Here is a 15,981-nt window from a genome sequence, read left to right as displayed (position 1 = left end):
AATTCACCATCGCGCGCGCCAACGCCGGATGCGCACCGACCATGTCGGCGGCGGCGGCGCGGCGGCGGGCCCCGTCGCCGAGGTCGCGGTCCATCAGCACCTCGCGAAGCTCGGCGACGAGGCGGGTGTCGTCCTGAGACGCGAAGAACGTCGCGTCGACACCGAACACCTCGGTGATGCGCAATAGCACGGCCACCGTCAGCGGTCGAACGTCGTGTTCGATCTGATTGAGGTAACTGGGCGAGATCGCCAACATCTGCGCCAGTGCCGCCTGGCTGAACCCACGCTCGCTGCGAAGTTGCCTGACCCTCGAGCCGACGAATGTTTTCGCCATGTCAGCCAGCCTAACAACGTTGCGAAGGGCAGCTTCGCATTGTTGGCAGATTGCCGGCTGTGGCAGGATCGGGCCGATTGCAGCGACAGGGAGAACCACTGATGGCGGGAATTGCGGGCAGCACCGGTCTGGCGAAGGCGATGATGCCGGTACCCGATCCGCACCCTGACGTCTTCGACCGCCAGTGGCCGCTGAGGGTGGCCGACATCGACCGGGAAGGCAGACTGCGGTTCGACGCCGCCACCCGGCACATCCAGGACATCGGCTCCGATCAGCTCCGCGAGATGGGCTTCGAGGAGACCCACCCGCTGTGGATCGTGCGCCGCACGATGATCGACCTGATCAAGCCCGTCGAATTCCAGGACATGCTGCGGATGCGGCGGTGGTGCTCGGGCACGTCCAACCGGTGGTGCGAGATGCGGGTCCGGATCGACGGCCGCAAGGGCGGCCTGATGGAGTCAGAGGCGTTCTGGATCAACATAAACCGCGAGACGCAGGGGCCCGCGCGGATCTCCGACGACTTCATCGAGGGCCTGCAGCGCACCACCAACGTCGACCGACTGCGCTGGAAGTCGTATCTGAAGGCGGGCAGCCGCGAGGACGCCGCACAGATCCGCGAATTCCCCGTGCGGGTCAGCGACATCGACATCTTCGACCACATGAACAACTCCGTGTACTGGAGCGTGATCGAGGACTACCTCTTCAATACGCCGGAGCTTCTGCACAAGCCGATCCGGGTGACCATCGAGCACGACGCGGCGGTGGCGCTCGGCGACAAGCTCGAGATCATCTCGCACGTGCATCCGCCGGGCTCGACCGAGCAATTCGGAGCCGAGTTGTCCGACCGCACTGTTAGAACGCTCACATATGCCGTCGGCGACGAGACAAAAGCGGTCGCGGCGATCTTCGCCCTAGCGGACGGCGAGCTTTAACAGTACGAGCGTACTGACCAGCGAAAACTGCCTACCGGCGAGTAGCTACTGAACCGGTACAGCGCATTGCCGCCTTCGCAAACTTTGCAAGTTAATGCCGGCTGTTGGCGAAAGTTTACAAATGAAACGGGTGGACCTGCGGTTATGCCGTAGTGCATCCTCGACTTAGCGCAACAGTGAAGGTGCTGGAGGGTTAACAAACCATCTGGTTGGGAACAGCTCCAGCGACTTGCAACGTAAAGGAGTACCAATGTCGACCGTTGGCCAGCCGAGGTCTGCCGAAGAGATCCAGAAGGACTGGGACACCAATCCGCGGTGGAAGGGCATCGAACGCACGTATTCCGCCGAAGATGTGGTGGCTCTGCAGGGCTCGGTGGTCGAGGAGGCCACCCTGGCTCGCCGCGGCGCGGAGGTGCTGTGGAAGCAGCTGCACGAGATGGAGTTCGTCAACTCGCTCGGCGCGCTGACCGGCAACATGGCGGTCCAGCAGGTCCGCGCCGGCCTGAAGGCCATCTACCTGTCGGGTTGGCAGGTCGCTGGTGACGCGAACCTGTCCGGCCACACTTACCCGGACCAGAGCCTCTACCCGGCCAACTCGGTGCCGCAGGTGGTGCGCCGCATCAACAACGCGCTGATGCGCGCGGACCAGATCGCCAAGGTCGAGGGCGACACGTCCGTCGAGAACTGGCTTGCCCCGATCGTCGCCGACGGTGAGGCGGGCTTCGGTGGCGCGCTGAACGTCTACGAGCTGCAGAAGGCGATGATCGCGGCCGGTGTCGCCGGTTCGCACTGGGAGGACCAGCTGGCCTCGGAGAAGAAGTGCGGCCACCTGGGCGGCAAGGTGCTGATCCCGACCCAGCAGCACATCCGTACGCTGACCTCGGCCCGGCTCGCTGCCGACGTCGCCGACGTGCCGACCCTGGTCATCGCCCGCACCGACGCCGAGGCCGCGACGCTGATCACCTCCGACGTGGACGAGCGCGATCAGCCGTTCATCACCGGTGAGCGCACCGCCGAGGGCTTCTACCGGGTGCGCAACGGCCTCGAGCCGTGCATCGCCCGCGCCAAGGCCTACGCGCCGTATTCCGACCTGATCTGGATGGAGACGGGCACGCCGGACCTGGAGCTGGCGGCGAAGTTCGCCGAGGGCGTCAAGGCCGAGTTCCCCGACCAGATGCTGGCCTACAACTGCTCGCCGTCGTTCAACTGGCGCAAGCACCTGGACGACGCGACGATCGCGAAGTTCCAGAAGGAGCTGGGCGCGATGGGCTTCAAGTTCCAGTTCATCACGCTGGCCGGCTTCCACGCGCTGAACTACTCGATGTTCGACCTGGCCTACGGCTACGCACGCAACCAGATGACCGCCTACGTCGAGCTGCAGGAGCGCGAATTCGACGCCGAGGAGCGTGGTTACACCGCGACCAAGCACCAGCGCGAGGTGGGCGCAGGCTACTTCGACCGGATCGCCACCACGGTGGACCCGACCTCGTCGACCACCGCGCTGGCGGGTTCGACCGAAGAGGGCCAGTTCCACTGACGATCAAGCGGGCGTAGCCCGCGTTGAGGAAGTGGAACCGAAGACCGGAGTCACTGACGATCAAGCGGGCGTAGCCCGCGTTGAGGAAGTGGAACCGAAGACCGGAGTCACTGACGAGCAAGCGGGCGTAGCCCGCGTTGAGGAAGTGGAACCGAAGACCGGAGCCACTGAGTTGATAGCCTCAGGCCCCGTCCATCAATTTGGGCGGGGCCTGTTGCTCTAGGAGAGCTTGTGAGCATTGAACGCGTAGGCGTGGTCGGCGCCGGACAGATGGGCGGCGGTATCGCCGAGGTGTGTGCCAAGGCGGGCGCCGACGTCGTCGTCTATGAGCCATCCGAGGAACTGGTCGAGGCCGGCCGCAAGCGGATCACGGGTTCGCTCGAGCGCGCAGCGGCCAAAGGCAAGCTGTCCGAAGACGATCGCGATGCAGCGCTGGCGCGGCTGACGTTCACCACGAACCTCGCCGATCTGGCGGACCGTCAACTGGTGATCGAGGCGATCATCGAGGACGAGACGGTCAAGGCGAAGGTGTTCGCCGAGCTCGACGAGATCATCACCGATCCCGACGCGGTGCTGGCATCGAACACGTCCAGCATCCCGATCATGAAAATCGCTGCGGCGACGAAGAATCCGAGCCGCGTGCTTGGACTGCACTTTTTCAATCCGGTGCCGGTGCTGCCGCTGGTCGAACTGGTCAGCACGCTCGTCACCTCCGACTCGGCGATCGAGCGGACGGAGAAGTTCGCCGGCGACGTGCTGGGCAAGCAGGTGGTGCGCTGCAGCGACCGGTCCGGCTTCGTGGTCAACGCGCTGCTGGTGCCGTATCTGTTGTCGGCTATCCGGATGGTCGAGGCTGGCGTCGCCACTGTCGAGGACATCGACAAGGCCGTCGTCGCCGGGCTGTCACATCCGATGGGCCCGCTGCGGCTGTCGGATCTGATCGGTCTGGACACCATGAAGCTGATCGCCGACTCGATGTTCGACGAGCTGAAGGATGCGCACTACGCCCCGCCGCCGCTGCTGCTGCGGATGGTGGAGGCCGGTCAGCTCGGCAAGAAGTCCGGTCAGGGCTTCTACAAGTACTGAGCCGGTGCGAGTGTGAACACACGATTCTTCGCATTGAGTTCACATTCGGGGGAGCTACGCCAGCGCTAGTCGCTTCTTCTCCGCTTCGACGTCGAAATCCGCTGGCGGCCATGACAAGTGGAGTCTCTCCAGCGCCTCGATCAACAACTCGAGGATGGCAAGGCGGCTGTACCACTTGTGGTCCGACGGCACCACGTGCCACGGCGCGACGTCGGTCGAGGTCCGCTCCAGCATCGCTTGATACGCCTCTTGATACGCCGGCCAGAGCAGTCGCTCGTCGACGTCGCCCGGGTTGTACTTCCAGTACTTGTCCGGCCTGTCGAGTCGGGCGGCAAGCCGTCGTTTCTGTTCGTCAAGCGAGACGAACATCGCGACCTTGATGATCGTGGTGCCGTCGGCGACGAGTCTGCGCTCGAATCTGTTGATCTCCTCGTAGCGGTTATCCCACACCTCCGGCGCAACCAGGTTGCGCACGCGGACGATCAACACGTCTTCGTAATGAGAGCGGTCGAACACGCCGATGTGGCCGGGCGGTGGCAGCGCGCGGCGGATCCGCCACAGATAGTGATGCTTGAGCTCTTCCTCGGAAGGGGCGCCAAAAGCGTGGTAGCGCAGGCCTTGCGGATTCGCCGCTCCCACAACATGTTTGACGATGCCACCCTTGCCCGCGGTGTCCATTCCCTGCAGGACGAGCAGTATCGAGCGGTGGTCTTCACCGCTCTTGCTGCGGGCATAGAGCATCTCCTGCAGTTCCGCGAAGCGCTCATTGCGCTCGGGCTGCAGCTCGGCGGCATCGCCCTTCTTGCCCTTGAAGCCAGGCGTTGCGCTGGTGTCGATGTCGGCGACCTTTTCGCCTTCTCGGTAGACCAGATAGTCGTGCGGTTCGTGCGTCCAGTGAGGGGGAAAAGCCGCAGGCTTGCCCTTGGCCTTATCGGCGGATTTACTCATGAGCCAGTAATTGTGGCGGTAAAACCGGTGACGGATGGTCCTGTTCGCGGAACTTCTGCAACGAACCGCCCACCTCGACGATGCCGCGCAGCGCGTTCCACGACAGCATCGTCAGGTAGTCGATCAGCTCGTCGGCCGAGATCCGGCGGTCGTTCATCCACGAGTGCGTGGCCAATTGAACGCCGCCGACCGTGTGATACGCCCACGGTGTGACACCGCCGGTGTCCATCCCCGCCTCCATCATCCTGCGCCGCAGCATCACCGCCAGCATCCGCGCGATGATCTGCTCCGAGGTGGCGATGGCCTTGCTCTTGGAGGCCGAGTTGTTCGCCATGACGAACTGATATGGCTCGGGTTCGGCGGCCACCGTCTCGACGTAGACGCGAATGATCTCGCGAGTCAAGTCATAACCGTCGAGATTCGACGACAGCGCCGCGGCCATGTTCGGGATCAGAGTGGTCTGGGCGAACCGCATCATCACCGCGGTCGTCAGGTCGTTCTTGTCGACGAAATAGCGGTAGAGCACCGTTTTCGACACCCCGATCTCGGAGGCGATCTCGTCCATGCTGACGTTGCTGCCCCGCCGGCGGATCGCCTCGAGGGTGCCGTCGACCAACTCATTGCGACGCTCGACCTTGTGCTGATGCCAGCGTCGTTTACGGCCATCCGTTTTGACGGTCCGAGCCGGAGTCTGCTGTGCCACTGTTGCCGTGATCCGTTCCCTAGTTCGACTCGATAATACGGCGTTTATGTGTAACCGGGCTGTACGGGACGAACGCCCAGCGGCGACATAGTGGACTATGGAGGAGTGGCACATCGACCGGTCCCGGGCACGACCCGCAGCTTCGCTGAGTCGTTGGCCGGTGCCGACACCATCGCCGACGCGGAACGCCGCCGCGGGCTGCGGCGGATGAAGCTCGTCGCGCTGAGTTTCCTGCTCGGCGCGACGGTGATCTTCCTGCTCTGTACGTGGGCGCAGTCGAACGGCGCCGCGCCGTGGGTGGGATATCTCCGAGCCGCCGCCGAGGCCGGCATGGTCGGTGCGCTCGCAGACTGGTTCGCGGTCACTGCGTTGTTCAAGCACCCGCTCGGCATCCCTATTCCGCACACCGCGATCATCAAACGCAAGAAGGACCAACTCGGCGAGGGCCTCGGAACCTTTGTGCGGGAGAACTTCCTGTCGGCGGAAGTGGTGGAGACCAAGCTGCGCGACGCCGAAGTGGCGGGACGGCTGGGCAAGTGGCTCTCAGAGCCGTCGCACGCCAACCGGGTGGCCGCCGAAACATCTACGGTGCTAAGGGTTTTGGTCGAGATGCTGCGCGACGAGGACGTGCAGCACGTGCTGGACCGGATGATCATCAAACGCATCGCCGAACCACAATGGGGACCGCCCATCGGTCGGGTGCTGGCCACGCTGCTCGCCGAGCGACGCCAGGAAGCGTTGCTGCAACTGCTTGCTGACCGCGCGTTCCAGTGGTCGTTGAACGCGGGCGACATCATCGAACGGGTCGTCGAGCGTGATTCGCCGACGTGGTCGCCGCGCTGGGTCGACCACCTCGTCGGTGACCGCATCCACCGCGAACTGATGGACTTCACCGACAAGGTCCGGCGCAATCCCGATCACGAACTGCGGCGCTCAGCCACCCGGTTCCTGTTCGAGTTCGCCGACGACCTGCAGCACGACGAAGCGACGATCCAGCGCGCGGAGAACGTCAAGGATCAGATCATGGCGCGGGACGAGGTCGCCAGGGCCGCTGAGACGGCGTGGAGCGCGGCCAAGCGAATCATTCTGGAATCGGTAGACGACCCGTCGTCGGCGCTGAGGACACGCATCGCTGACACGGTGGTGCACATCGGCGAATCGCTGCGCGACGACTCTGATCTGCGCGACAAGGTCGACAACTGGATCGTGCGGGCGGCCCAACACCTGGTCTCCGAATACGGGGTGGAGATCACAGCGATCATCACGGAGACCATCGAGCGGTGGGACGCCGACGAGGCCAGCAGACGCATCGAGCTACATGTCGGCCGTGACCTGCAATTCATCCGGATCAACGGCACCGTGGTGGGGTCGCTGGCCGGCCTGATCATCTACTCGGTAGCCCAGCTACTGTTCTGACCTGCGCTAACTACTGCTTGCAAAAGTTAGCACCCCGTCGTACGGTTGATTCCGTCGCAATGTTGTCAACCCAACGGGATACCCGCGCACACCGAGGGGGCTAAGCGCTATGCCGCAGGATGAGAATCTTGCCGCCGTCGTGTCCACCGCAGCTCAGAATGCGGCTCAAGACATCGGCACCTTCATTCGAACGCAGCGCGAAGCAGCGCAGGTATCGGTGCGGCAGCTGGCCGAGAAGGCTGGCGTCAGCAATCCCTATCTCAGTCAGATCGAGCGGGGCTTGCGGAAACCCTCGGCAGACGTGCTGCAACAGATTGCCAAGGCGCTACGGGTGTCCGCGGAAGTGCTCTATGTGCGGGCCGGGATCCTCGAGCCCAGCGAGGGGAGCGAGGTCCGCGACGCCATCATCACCGACACGGCGATCACCGAGCGGCAGAAGCAGGTGCTGCTCGATGTCTACACGTCATTCCTTCAACAAAACGAGGGCCAACAGAACGAAGCCGTCAGTGAGGAGCCGACGACTGAAGCGACCGCAGACCGACCGATCCTGGAAATTCAGCAGAATTACGAAAGTCACTGAGAGGAAACAACTATGGCGAAGAAGACTGCCAAGAATCAGCCCACTGTCGACGACCTGAAGGCTCCGCTGCTCGCCGCGGTCGGCGCCGCCGACCTCGCCCTGGAGCGGGTCAACGAGATCGTCGCCACCCTGCGTGAGCGTGCCGGCGAGGCCCGCACCGACACCCAGGCCCGCGTCGACGAGAGCCGTGCTCGCCTGACCAAGCTGCAGGAGGATCTGCCCGGCCAGTTCGGCGAGCTGCGTGAGCGGCTGACCTCCGATGAGCTCCGCAAGGTCGCCGAGAGTTACGCGGAAGCCGCCCAGACCCGGTACAACAGCCTCGTCGAGCGCGGTGAGGCCGCCCTCGAGCGGATTCGCAACACCCCGGCGCTGGAAGAGGGCCGCGAGCGCGTCGAGCGCTACTCGGACCAGGCCGTCGAGCTGACCCAGGAGGCGCTGGGCAACGTCGCGTCGCAGACCCGCGCCGTCGGTGAGCGCGCCGCCAAGCTGGTCGGCGTCGAGTTGCCGAAGAAGGCGCAGAAGGCTGCTCCTGCCAAGAAGGCGGCGCCGGCCAAGAAGGCGCCCGCCAAGAAGGCTCCTGCCAAGAAGGCCGCAGCCAAGAAGGTCACCCAGAAGTAAGTTCAGACCTCGTCGTAGACGAGAAGTCGACACCTCGTCGTAGACGAGAAGTCGACGCAGGGGACGTAACCCGCTTAGGCTGGCTATGTGGAGCTTCAAGGCCTAGTGGGTTACGTCCTCGCTGTTTTGCAGATTGCGGTGTTGGTGACGACCGTTTACGCGTTCGTCCACGCCGCACTGCAGCGGCCAGACGCCTACACCGCCGCCGACAAGCTGACGAAGCCGGTGTGGCTGGTGATTCTCGGGGTGGGCGTGCTGCTGGCCTTGGTCCTCGGCATCACCGGGGTGGCCATTGCGGCGGTCGCTGCGGGGGTTTACCTGGTCGACGTCCGGCCCAAGATCCTGGAAATCCAGGGCAAGTCCCGCTAGCGGCGTGCGCCTCGTCCTCGCCGCCGTCGCAGCGGCCACGATGTCGCCCCTGCTGCTGGCGCCCGTCGCGTCCGCTGACCCCTTGCCCGCCCCGCCCTACGTCGACCACGTGCAGTGGGCCAAATGGGGCGATCTGTCCAGCCTGCGGGTGTACCCGACACCGGCCGCACGGAAGGTGTCGCTGGATCCCAACACCGACGCGCAAGCCGCCGAGGCGTGGACCGAAGTGCTGACCGCGTCGCCGGACGCCGACATGCCGGGCATGAAGGAGCAATTCCTGTGCCACTGGCATTACGCCGAACTCTTCGAGCCCGGCAAGACCAGCTGGAATCTCGAACCGTGGCGAAACGAGGTCTCCGAGGAGCAGATGACCGCGGCAGGCTGCAACCCCGGCGGCACCGAAGAACCCTTCTAGTGGGAAGTTACAGTCGCCGCCAGGTGGCCGCGATGGTCGACCACACGCTGCTCAAGCCCGAAGCGACGAAGGCCGACGTCGATGCGCTGCTGCAGGAAGCGGCCGAACTCGACGTGTTCGCGGTGTGCGTGTCGCCGACCATGGTGTCGACGGCCAAGTCGTTCGGGACGGTCGCGTCGGTGGTGGGATTCCCGTCAGGCAAACATGCTTCGGCGATCAAGGCCGAAGAGGCCCGGCTGGCGGTGTCGGCGGGCGCTAGTGAGATCGACATGGTGATCGACATCGGGGCAGCGCTCGAAGGCGACTACGACGCGGTAAAGCATGACGTCGCAACGGTTTCCGACGCCATCACTCCCGACACCGTGCTCAAGGTGATCGTGGAGTCGGCTGCGCTGATCGCGTTGGCAGGCGAGCAGCGACTCGTCGACGTGTGCCGGATCGCGGAGGACGCCGGCGGCCATTTCGTGAAGACCTCCACCGGGTTTCATCCCAGCGGCGGTGCTTCGGTGCGTGCGGTCGAACTGATGGCCAAGACGGTGGGGGGCCGGTTGGGTGTCAAGGCCAGCGGAGGGATCCGTACCGCGGAGGTAGCGGTTGCGATGCTCGACGCGGGAGCCACCCGACTCGGGTTGTCGGGCACGCGCGCGGTGCTCGACGGGCTGGCATAGCCCCCGAGAGATTCGCTCGCACTGAAGTTAACTACAGCCCCGCGAAGCAGGGGTCCTGTTGTCCCTTCGGGATCGACGCGTTCTGCGTCGAGAACTGGCTCACCACACCGCTATCGGTCACCTGCACCGAATCGGCCTTGATGCCGAGCGGATAGTTCTTGGTCAGCTGATCGGTGAACGCGTCGAGCGCAGGCTGCACCGTCTCGCGCGGCAGCGTGAAGCCCAGGCCGGTCAATTCCGTGACCTGTAGCGAGATTCCGTTGTCCGCGATCGCCGGCTTCGCCGTGATGCTGCCCAACGCGCCCTGCAACTCGATGGTGCCTGCCGACGGATTCGTCGAAACCCCCGTCACGAACGCGCCGACGAGCGGGATGGCGTTCTGGATGGTGTCCTTGATGCCCTGCGACGACCAGGTGATGTTCGCGACCAACGATCCGATCGTCCCGCTGGAGTTGCCGCTGTCCTCGAGTCGCACGTCGTCGATCGCCACCGCGACCTTCATGCCCTTGGCCTGACGGATCTGGTTGCCCGCGGTCTCGAAGTGGATGTTCGTGTAGTGGCCGGTCATGTGCTGCCACAAGAACGGCGGCAGCGCACCGAACGACACCGACGCGCTGTCCTGCACGACGCACTGCGCTGCGCGGGCGATGATGTCATCGGCCCGGCTGCGGGCATACAGCTCACCCGCCAGCAGACCGGCCGCGGTCAGCGCCAGCACGATGACGACCACCAGGACGATCGACAGCGGGTCGCGAAACAGCTTCCCGATCCTGCTCAGCAGCGACGGCCCCTGCTGCGGCGGTACCGGCTGACCGGGTGCGCCTTGCGGATACTGCGGCTGAGGCGGCGGTGGGACGGGCGGGACCTGGTTGGCCGGGCGAGCCCAGGGATCAGTCACCTGAGCGATTCTGCCTTAGCGAGACGGGTGAACTCCGCGCGGTTGCGCAATACCGCGATCGTCTCGCGGGCCTTCTGCGCGGCGTCGAGGTCGAGATCGGTCACCAAAAGCTGCGGATCCGCACCGGCCGACGCAAGCACCTCGCCGATCGCCGACGCCACCACGCTGCCGCCGACGCCAACCGGTCCGACCTTGGCCAGTTCGTCGCCCGGGTAGGCCTGGTCGACCGCGGCGACGATGCCCGTCGTGTCGATCGCGCGGGCCCGCGCCAGCAGCGTCCACTGCTCCAGCTTGCCGCGGCCGGTGCCCCACGCGGCGTGCACGGTGATGAGTTGTGCTCCGCGCCCGGCCAATTCGACGTACAGCTCGGGGAAGCGGACGTCGTAGCACAGGGTGAGCCCGACGTGCACGCCGTCGACAGTGATCATTACGGGCTCGTGGCCTGGCGCGACGGTGTCGGATTCGGCGAAACCGAACGCGTCGTACAGATGGATCTTGTCGTAGTGCGCCTCGACGCCGGGGCCCGTCGCGATCAGCGTGTTGGTCACCCGGCCGTCCCCGGACGGCGTGAACATGCCCGCCACCACCACGACCCCGGTCTGTTCGGCGATCGCCCGCACGCCAGTGGCCCACGGCCCGTCCAGCGGTTCGGCGATCGGCGCGAGCGGCACCCCGAACCGGCACATCGTCGCCTCGGGGAACAGCACCAGGCGGGCGCCCTGCTCGGCGGCTCGCCGGGTGTACTCCTCGACCAGGCCGAGGTTGGCCGACGGTTCGGTACTGCTCTGGATCTGCGCGAGGGCGATTCGCATGTGTTCAGCCTAGTGGCGCGACGAGGGGCCACGGCACGGTGAGAACGCCGTCGCGCATCCGCCGTCGGGGTGGCTCGACGGGGAAGCCCTCGCTGCGCAGCAGTTCCAGCATCGCCCGCCAGCGCACCCGCGGCCCGAACACGCCGTGGCCCGCCACGCTGGCCCACGCCCGGTCGGCAGCCGCGAGCAGCGAGTGGATCGGCTGGTCGTCGACGTTGCGGTGGATCAGCACCTTGGGCAGCCGCTCGGCCAGATCCGAGGGCCGCTCGATCGCGAACGGATCGCACGCCAGCGTCAGGCTCAGCGGTCGCGATGCGTCGAGCAGCACCCAACAGCAGCGGCGGCCCAACTCGTCGCAGGTGCCGTCGACGATCAGCCCGCCGGGTGCCAGGCGTGCCTGCATGGTCGCCCACGCTTCGGCCACCGCCTCCACCGGGTACTGCCGCAACACATTGAACGCCCGCACCAGAACCGGTGTGCGACCAGCCAATTCGAAGCCGCCGAGCCCGAATTCGACGGTGCCCTTTTCCGCAGCGCTGGCCGCGGCTACCACCCGCTCCGGGTGGATCTCCAACCCGACCACACGCACGTCGGCGCGTACCACGCGCAGCCGCGCGGCCAACTCCAGCGTCGTCACCGGTAGCGCGCCGTAGCCGAGGTCGATCACCAGCGGGTCGGCCGCCGCCTGCAAGGCCGCGCGCACCCGTCGGGAATGCACCAGCCACCGGTCGCTGCGGCGCAACCGGTTGTGACCCGTGGTGCCGCGCGTGATGGCACCTACCGGTCTAGTGGGGTTCGGAGATCCAGTCAGCGGTGAACGCCCCTTGCCAGCGGTACGTGTCCATTTTCACCGAAGGGTCACGCATTTTCGGTGATCCACACCGTGGTGAACCGCTGTTCTGCGATGAGCAGGTCGACCAGTTGGCTGCCGATGAAGTTCTCGATCTTGCCGCCGACGAGCGGCACGTTGACCTGGACAGTGGCGTGGAAATCCAGCCGCGAACCCGGGCGCGAGTCCACCGGGACCAGTACCGCGTCGCCGTGCAGCGTCGCGGGTGCCCCGATGACGGTCAGCGCGATGGTCGCGGTCGACCGCGCATCGCGGATCGGCGACCACTTCTCCTCGCGGATCAGCGCCAGGTCGCCGCGATGGAACTGGGTGACCACCGCGGGCAGCCGGTCGGACCGCAGCCGCTGGGTGGTGACGATGTCGATGCCCCTGTCGTCGACTGTCAGGGTGTCCAGCGAATAGTCGTCGGCACCGGAATCGGCCAGTCGCGCAAGCCAATACTGTTCATCGCTGAATGCCTGGTGGACTTGTTCGACGGATCCCCCGTATTCGGTAGCCATGTCGAATGAACGCGGCATAGCTGGTCAGGCTACCGTTACCGCCCGTGACCGGTCTGGAGTTGGGGGGTGCGGCTGTCGCCGAGGACGTGCCTCTGGCGCCGCTGACCACGCTGCGCATCGGACCCGTTGCGCGTCGGTTGATCACGTGTACGAGCACCGAGCAGATCGTCGCGACCCTGCGCAGCCTCGATGACGTGCTGGTGCTGGCAGGCGGATCGAACGTGGTGCTCGCCGACGACCTGACCGACCTGACCGTCGTGCTGCTGGCGAATACCGAGATCACCGTCGACGGCAACCTCGTTCGCGTCGAGGCCGGCGCCGTCTGGGACGACGTGGTGGTCACCGCGCTGGCGCACGGGCTGGGCGGGCTGGAGTGCCTGTCCGGCATCCCCGGATCGGCGGGCGCGACGCCGGTGCAGAACGTCGGCGCGTACGGCGCCGAGGTCGCCGACACCATCCGCCGCGTCCGACTGCTCGACCGCCGCACCGGCGAGGATCGCTGGGTATCTCCCGAGGTTCTCGAATTCGGTTACCGGACAAGCATTCTCAAGCATTCACAGGATGCGGTTGTGCTCGAGGTGGAGTTCGCGCTGAACGCCGACGGCCACAGCGCGCCGCTGCGCTACGGCGAACTGGCCACCGCACTGGACGCCGAACCCGGGTCGCGCGCCGACCCGACCCGCGTCCGTGAGGCGGTGCTCGCGCTGCGTGCCGGTAAGGGCATGGTGCTCGACGAGGCCGACCACGACACCTGGAGCGTCGGGTCGTTCTTCACCAACCCTGTCGTCGCGCCCGCGGAGTTCGAGCGCCTCGAGAACAGCGTCGACCCGCCGGTGCCGAACTACCCCGCCCCAGACGGCGTCAAGCTCGCCGCGGGCTGGCTGGTGGAACGCGCCGGATTCGGTAAGGGCTACCCCGGAGACGCCGGCGCCGCCCGGCTGTCGACCAAACATGCGCTGGCGATCACCAACCGTGGCAACGCCACCACCGCCGACGTGATCGCGCTGGCCAGGACGGTACGCGATGGTGTTCGGGAGGCTTTCGGGATCGAACTCACACCTGAGCCAATTCTGATCGGGGCGGTTCTCTAGGTACCCTGGATCCACGTGAGCCCAGCCGATTCCGTGCCCCAGCTGAACAGGCGGCGCATCCTGACCGCCCTCGCGGTCGGAGTCGTCGCGCCGGGCGCGTTGGCTGCCTGCGGCAGCAAAATCAGCAAAGGTACCGCAGAAGGTCCTGCCCAGCTGCCCGCGCCGTCCATCAGCTATCAGCCCGACAATGCGGCCACCGACGTCAAACCGGTCGGACCGGTGCGCGTCGACGTCAAGGACGGATGGTTTCAGAAGGTCGCGCTGACCAACGCCGACGGCAAGGTGGTGGCCGGGGCGCTCAACCGCGACCGCACCAGCTTCACCGTCACCGAACCGCTCGGCTACGGCGCCTCCTACACCTGGGCCGGCTCGGTCGTCGGCCACGACGGCAAGGCCGTCCCGGTGCAGGGCAACTTCACGACGATCAACCCGACCAAACAGGTCAACGGCCAATTCCAGCTCGCCGATGGCCAGACGGTCGGGGTTGCCGCCCCGATCATCATCCAGTTCGACGCATCCATCAGCGACAAGGCGTCGGTCGAAAAGGCGCTGAAGGTCACCACCGATCCGCCCGTGGAGGGCAGTTGGGCGTGGCTGCCCGACGAGGTGGGCGGTTCGCGGGTGCACTACCGCACCAAGGACTACTACCCGCCAGGCACCAAGGTCAGCGTCGACGCCAGGCTCTACGGCGTCGACTTCGGTGACGACGCCTACGGCGCGCAGGACATCACCCTGAACGTCCAGATCGGCCGCCGCCAGGTGGTCAAGGCCGAAGCGTCGTCGCACCGCATCCAGGTGCTCGACGGCTCCGGCGCGGTGATCATGGACTTCCCGTGCAGTTACGGCGAGGGCGATCTGCCGCGCAACATCACCCGCAGCGGCGTCCACGTCGTCACCGAGAAGTACGAAGACTTCTACATGTCCAACCCGGCCGCCGGCTACTCCAACGCCCACGAGCGCTGGGCGGTGCGGATCTCCAACAACGGCGAGTTCATCCACGCCAACCCGGCCAGTTCCGGTGCGCAGGGCAACAGCAACGTCACCAACGGGTGCATCAACCTGTCGACGTCTGACGCCGAGCAGTACTTCCAGAGTGCGATCTACGGCGATCCCGTCGAGGTCACCGGCACGTCGATCGAGCTGTCGTACGCCGACGGCGACCTGTGGGACTGGGCGGTGCCGTGGGACCAGTGGGTGGCGATGTCGGCGCTGTCGCCGCAGGCCTCGCCGTCGCAGATTCCCAGCACCGCGCCCGCGACGCCGACGGACGCGCCTCAACCGGTCAACGGCCAGCCTGGCGGTTAGGTGCTAGTCCTTCAACCTGCGGTTGAAGCGTGACCCGCTGGCCCCGCTGACCTGATCGCGCGGCCTGATCACGATGAGATCCAGGTCGACATGCGACGGGCGTGACGCCACGAACCCGATCACGTCGGCGATGTCCTCGGCCACCAGTGGCGTGACGCCCTCGTAGACCTTGGCGGCGCGTTCCTCGTCGCCGCCGAATCGGCGCAGCGAGAAGTCGGTCTTCACCATTCCTGGTGCAACTTCGGTGAGCCGCACCGGTTTTCCGAGTAGCTCGCTGCGCAGCGTGCGGTGCAGCACGCCTTGGGCGTGCTTGGCCGAGGTGTAGCCGGCGCCGCCGTCGTAGATCTCGACCGCTGCGATCGAGGTGACCGTGACGATCAGGCCGTCGCCGGAGTCGATCAGCTTGGGCAGCAGCGCGCGGGTGACCCGCAGCGTGCCCAGCACGTTGGCCTCCCACATCCACCGCCAGTTGTCCAGCTCGGCCTCGGCCACCGGGTCCAGTCCGCGGGCGCCGCCTGCGTTGTTGACCAGCACGTCGACCCGGTCCAGCGCTGCAGCCAGCGCGGATACGTCGGCATCGGACGTGACGTCCGCCACAATTGCGGTGCCGCCGATCTCGTCCGCGAGAGCCTTGATCGGCCCTTCCCGTCGGGCCACGCAGACGACGTGAAAGCCTTGTGCTGCAAGCGTTTTCGCGGTCGCTTCGCCGATGCCGGAGCTGGCGCCGGTGACCACCGCGACCCGTCCGTCAGCTGTTGGTGTCGTCATCTGCTCAACTTTAGTTGGCGTGCTAAGTTCAGCGTGTGTCCATGAACAGTCAGACCGCAGTCGCCGCACGGCGCTGTTGTTGTTGTTGTCGCGCTTCTCGCCGCGCCTGACTGATCCCGGACTTCTTTCTGTCCCGCTGAGTCGCCAGGTG

19 protein-coding genes are annotated in these 15,981 nt (G+C 65.9%); 11 read left to right on the top strand and 8 right to left on the bottom strand.

Features of this window, described 5'->3' with window-relative positions; genetic code table 11:
- Window positions 1–334: helix-turn-helix domain-containing protein (locus A5724_RS25305; RefSeq protein ID WP_156752447.1), on the bottom strand; the 334-nt coding region annotated here is incomplete at its 3' end.
- Window positions 335–435: 101 nt separating this feature from the next.
- Here A5724_RS25305 and A5724_RS25300 point away from each other — a divergent pair.
- The 3 genes from A5724_RS25300 (at window position 436) to A5724_RS25290 (ending at window position 3,889) form a co-directional block, all read left to right on the top strand.
- Window positions 436–1,266, top strand: coding sequence for an acyl-[acyl-carrier-protein] thioesterase (locus tag A5724_RS25300; protein ID WP_067808756.1), 831 nt, complete (start codon window positions 436–438; stop codon window positions 1,264–1,266).
- A gap of 250 nt (window positions 1,267–1,516) precedes the next feature.
- Window positions 1,517–2,803, top strand: coding sequence for an isocitrate lyase (gene aceA, locus A5724_RS25295; RefSeq protein ID WP_067808754.1), 1,287 nt, complete (start codon window positions 1,517–1,519; stop codon window positions 2,801–2,803).
- A 231-nt stretch (window positions 2,804–3,034) separates the two neighbouring features.
- On the top strand, window positions 3,035–3,889 hold the full coding sequence (locus A5724_RS25290) for a 3-hydroxybutyryl-CoA dehydrogenase (protein ID WP_067808752.1): 855 nt from the start codon (window positions 3,035–3,037) through the stop codon (window positions 3,887–3,889).
- Window positions 3,890–3,943: 54 nt separating this feature from the next.
- Here the strand turns inward: A5724_RS25290 and A5724_RS25285 are convergent, their stop codons facing one another.
- On the bottom strand, window positions 3,944–4,837 hold the full coding sequence (locus tag A5724_RS25285; protein ID WP_067808750.1) for a polyphosphate kinase 2 family protein: 894 nt from the start codon (window positions 4,835–4,837) through the stop codon (window positions 3,944–3,946).
- Window positions 4,830–5,540, bottom strand: a complete 711-nt coding sequence (locus tag A5724_RS25280) for a TetR/AcrR family transcriptional regulator (RefSeq protein WP_067808748.1) — start codon at window positions 5,538–5,540, stop codon at window positions 4,830–4,832. Before A5724_RS25280 ends, A5724_RS25285 begins: the two co-directional genes overlap by 8 nt.
- Window positions 5,541–5,645: 105 nt before the next feature.
- Here A5724_RS25280 and A5724_RS25275 point away from each other — a divergent pair, with 105 nt between their 5' ends.
- The 6 genes from A5724_RS25275 (at window position 5,646) to deoC (ending at window position 9,606) form a co-directional block, all read left to right on the top strand.
- Window positions 5,646–6,956, top strand: a complete 1,311-nt coding sequence (locus A5724_RS25275; RefSeq protein WP_067808747.1) for a DUF445 domain-containing protein — start codon at window positions 5,646–5,648, stop codon at window positions 6,954–6,956.
- A gap of 109 nt (window positions 6,957–7,065) precedes the next feature.
- Window positions 7,066–7,536 (top strand): helix-turn-helix domain-containing protein, encoded by a 471-nt coding sequence (locus A5724_RS25270; protein ID WP_067808745.1) that lies wholly within the window; start codon window positions 7,066–7,068, stop codon window positions 7,534–7,536.
- Between the two features lie 12 nt (window positions 7,537–7,548).
- Window positions 7,549–8,154, top strand: coding sequence for a heparin-binding hemagglutinin (locus tag A5724_RS25265; protein ID WP_067808743.1), 606 nt, complete (start codon window positions 7,549–7,551; stop codon window positions 8,152–8,154).
- Window positions 8,155–8,241: 87 nt separating this feature from the next.
- The gene (locus A5724_RS25260) at window positions 8,242–8,523 is read left to right on the top strand and encodes a DUF2516 family protein (RefSeq protein ID WP_067808741.1); all 282 of its coding nucleotides are present in this window, start codon (window positions 8,242–8,244) and stop codon (window positions 8,521–8,523) included.
- A 4-nt stretch (window positions 8,524–8,527) separates the two neighbouring features.
- On the top strand, window positions 8,528–8,938 hold the full coding sequence (locus A5724_RS25255) for a DUF2599 domain-containing protein (RefSeq protein WP_067808739.1): 411 nt from the start codon (window positions 8,528–8,530) through the stop codon (window positions 8,936–8,938).
- A 32-nt stretch (window positions 8,939–8,970) separates the two neighbouring features.
- Complete coding sequence (deoC, locus tag A5724_RS25250) at window positions 8,971–9,606, top strand: deoxyribose-phosphate aldolase (protein WP_067808831.1); 636 nt, start codon at window positions 8,971–8,973, stop codon at window positions 9,604–9,606.
- A gap of 31 nt (window positions 9,607–9,637) precedes the next feature.
- Here deoC and A5724_RS25245 read toward each other — a convergent pair whose 3' ends face one another.
- From A5724_RS25245 to A5724_RS25230, 4 genes are read right to left on the bottom strand one after another with little or no spacing between them, the layout of a single operon-like run.
- Window positions 9,638–10,504 carry a DUF2993 domain-containing protein gene (locus A5724_RS25245; protein ID WP_067808737.1) on the bottom strand — a complete coding sequence of 289 codons (867 nt, stop codon included), beginning with the start codon at window positions 10,502–10,504 and terminating at the stop codon, window positions 9,638–9,640.
- Window positions 10,501–11,316, bottom strand: coding sequence for a carbon-nitrogen hydrolase family protein (locus A5724_RS25240; protein ID WP_067808735.1), 816 nt, complete (start codon window positions 11,314–11,316; stop codon window positions 10,501–10,503). Before A5724_RS25240 ends, A5724_RS25245 begins: the two co-directional genes overlap by 4 nt.
- 4 nt (window positions 11,317–11,320) lie before the next feature.
- A complete protein-coding gene (locus A5724_RS25235) occupies window positions 11,321–12,127 on the bottom strand; it encodes a methylase (RefSeq protein WP_067808733.1) in 807 nt (268 codons plus the stop codon).
- Between the two features lie 47 nt (window positions 12,128–12,174).
- Entirely contained in the window at window positions 12,175–12,684 is a 510-nt protein-coding gene (locus A5724_RS25230; protein ID WP_067808731.1) for a DUF2505 domain-containing protein, read from the bottom strand.
- 26 nt (window positions 12,685–12,710) lie between these two features.
- Here A5724_RS25230 and A5724_RS25225 point away from each other — a divergent pair, with 26 nt between their 5' ends.
- Complete coding sequence (locus A5724_RS25225) at window positions 12,711–13,757, top strand: UDP-N-acetylmuramate dehydrogenase (RefSeq protein WP_067808729.1); 1,047 nt, start codon at window positions 12,711–12,713, stop codon at window positions 13,755–13,757.
- A gap of 15 nt (window positions 13,758–13,772) precedes the next feature.
- Window positions 13,773–15,062, top strand: coding sequence for an Ig-like domain-containing protein (locus A5724_RS25220; protein WP_067808727.1), 1,290 nt, complete (start codon window positions 13,773–13,775; stop codon window positions 15,060–15,062).
- 3 nt (window positions 15,063–15,065) lie between these two features.
- Here the strand turns inward: A5724_RS25220 and A5724_RS25215 are convergent, their stop codons facing one another.
- Window positions 15,066–15,830: an SDR family oxidoreductase gene (locus A5724_RS25215; RefSeq protein WP_067808725.1), complete on the bottom strand. Its 765-nt coding sequence runs from the start codon at window positions 15,828–15,830 to the stop codon at window positions 15,066–15,068.
- Window positions 15,831–15,981: the final 151 nt, after the last annotated feature.

The organism is Mycobacterium sp. ACS1612, assembly GCF_001667505.1.
In the GTDB taxonomy this organism is placed as follows: Bacteria; Actinomycetota; Actinomycetes; order Mycobacteriales; family Mycobacteriaceae; genus Mycobacterium.
This window is presented reverse-complemented; position numbering and strand designations above follow the sequence as displayed.

Bases quoted from the DNA above. Each gene is read 5' to 3' on its own strand.
- aceA (WP_067808754.1), top strand. From the start codon at position 1,517: ATGTCGACCGTTGGCCAGCCGAGGTCTGCCGAAGAGATCCAGAAGGAC.
- A5724_RS25215 (WP_067808725.1), bottom strand. From the start codon at position 15,830: ATGACGACACCAACAGCTGACGGACGGGTCGCGGTGGTCACCGGCGCC.
- A5724_RS25230 (WP_067808731.1), bottom strand. From the start codon at position 12,684: ATGCCGCGTTCATTCGACATGGCTACCGAATACGGGGGATCCGTCGAA.
- deoC (WP_067808831.1), top strand. From the start codon at position 8,971: ATGGTCGACCACACGCTGCTCAAGCCCGAAGCGACGAAGGCCGACGTC.
- A5724_RS25300 (WP_067808756.1), top strand. From the start codon at position 436: ATGGCGGGAATTGCGGGCAGCACCGGTCTGGCGAAGGCGATGATGCCG.
- A5724_RS25270 (WP_067808745.1), top strand. From the start codon at position 7,066: ATGCCGCAGGATGAGAATCTTGCCGCCGTCGTGTCCACCGCAGCTCAG.
- A5724_RS25285 (WP_067808750.1), bottom strand. From the start codon at position 4,837: ATGAGTAAATCCGCCGATAAGGCCAAGGGCAAGCCTGCGGCTTTTCCC.
- A5724_RS25240 (WP_067808735.1), bottom strand. From the start codon at position 11,316: ATGCGAATCGCCCTCGCGCAGATCCAGAGCAGTACCGAACCGTCGGCC.
- A5724_RS25265 (WP_067808743.1), top strand. From the start codon at position 7,549: ATGGCGAAGAAGACTGCCAAGAATCAGCCCACTGTCGACGACCTGAAG.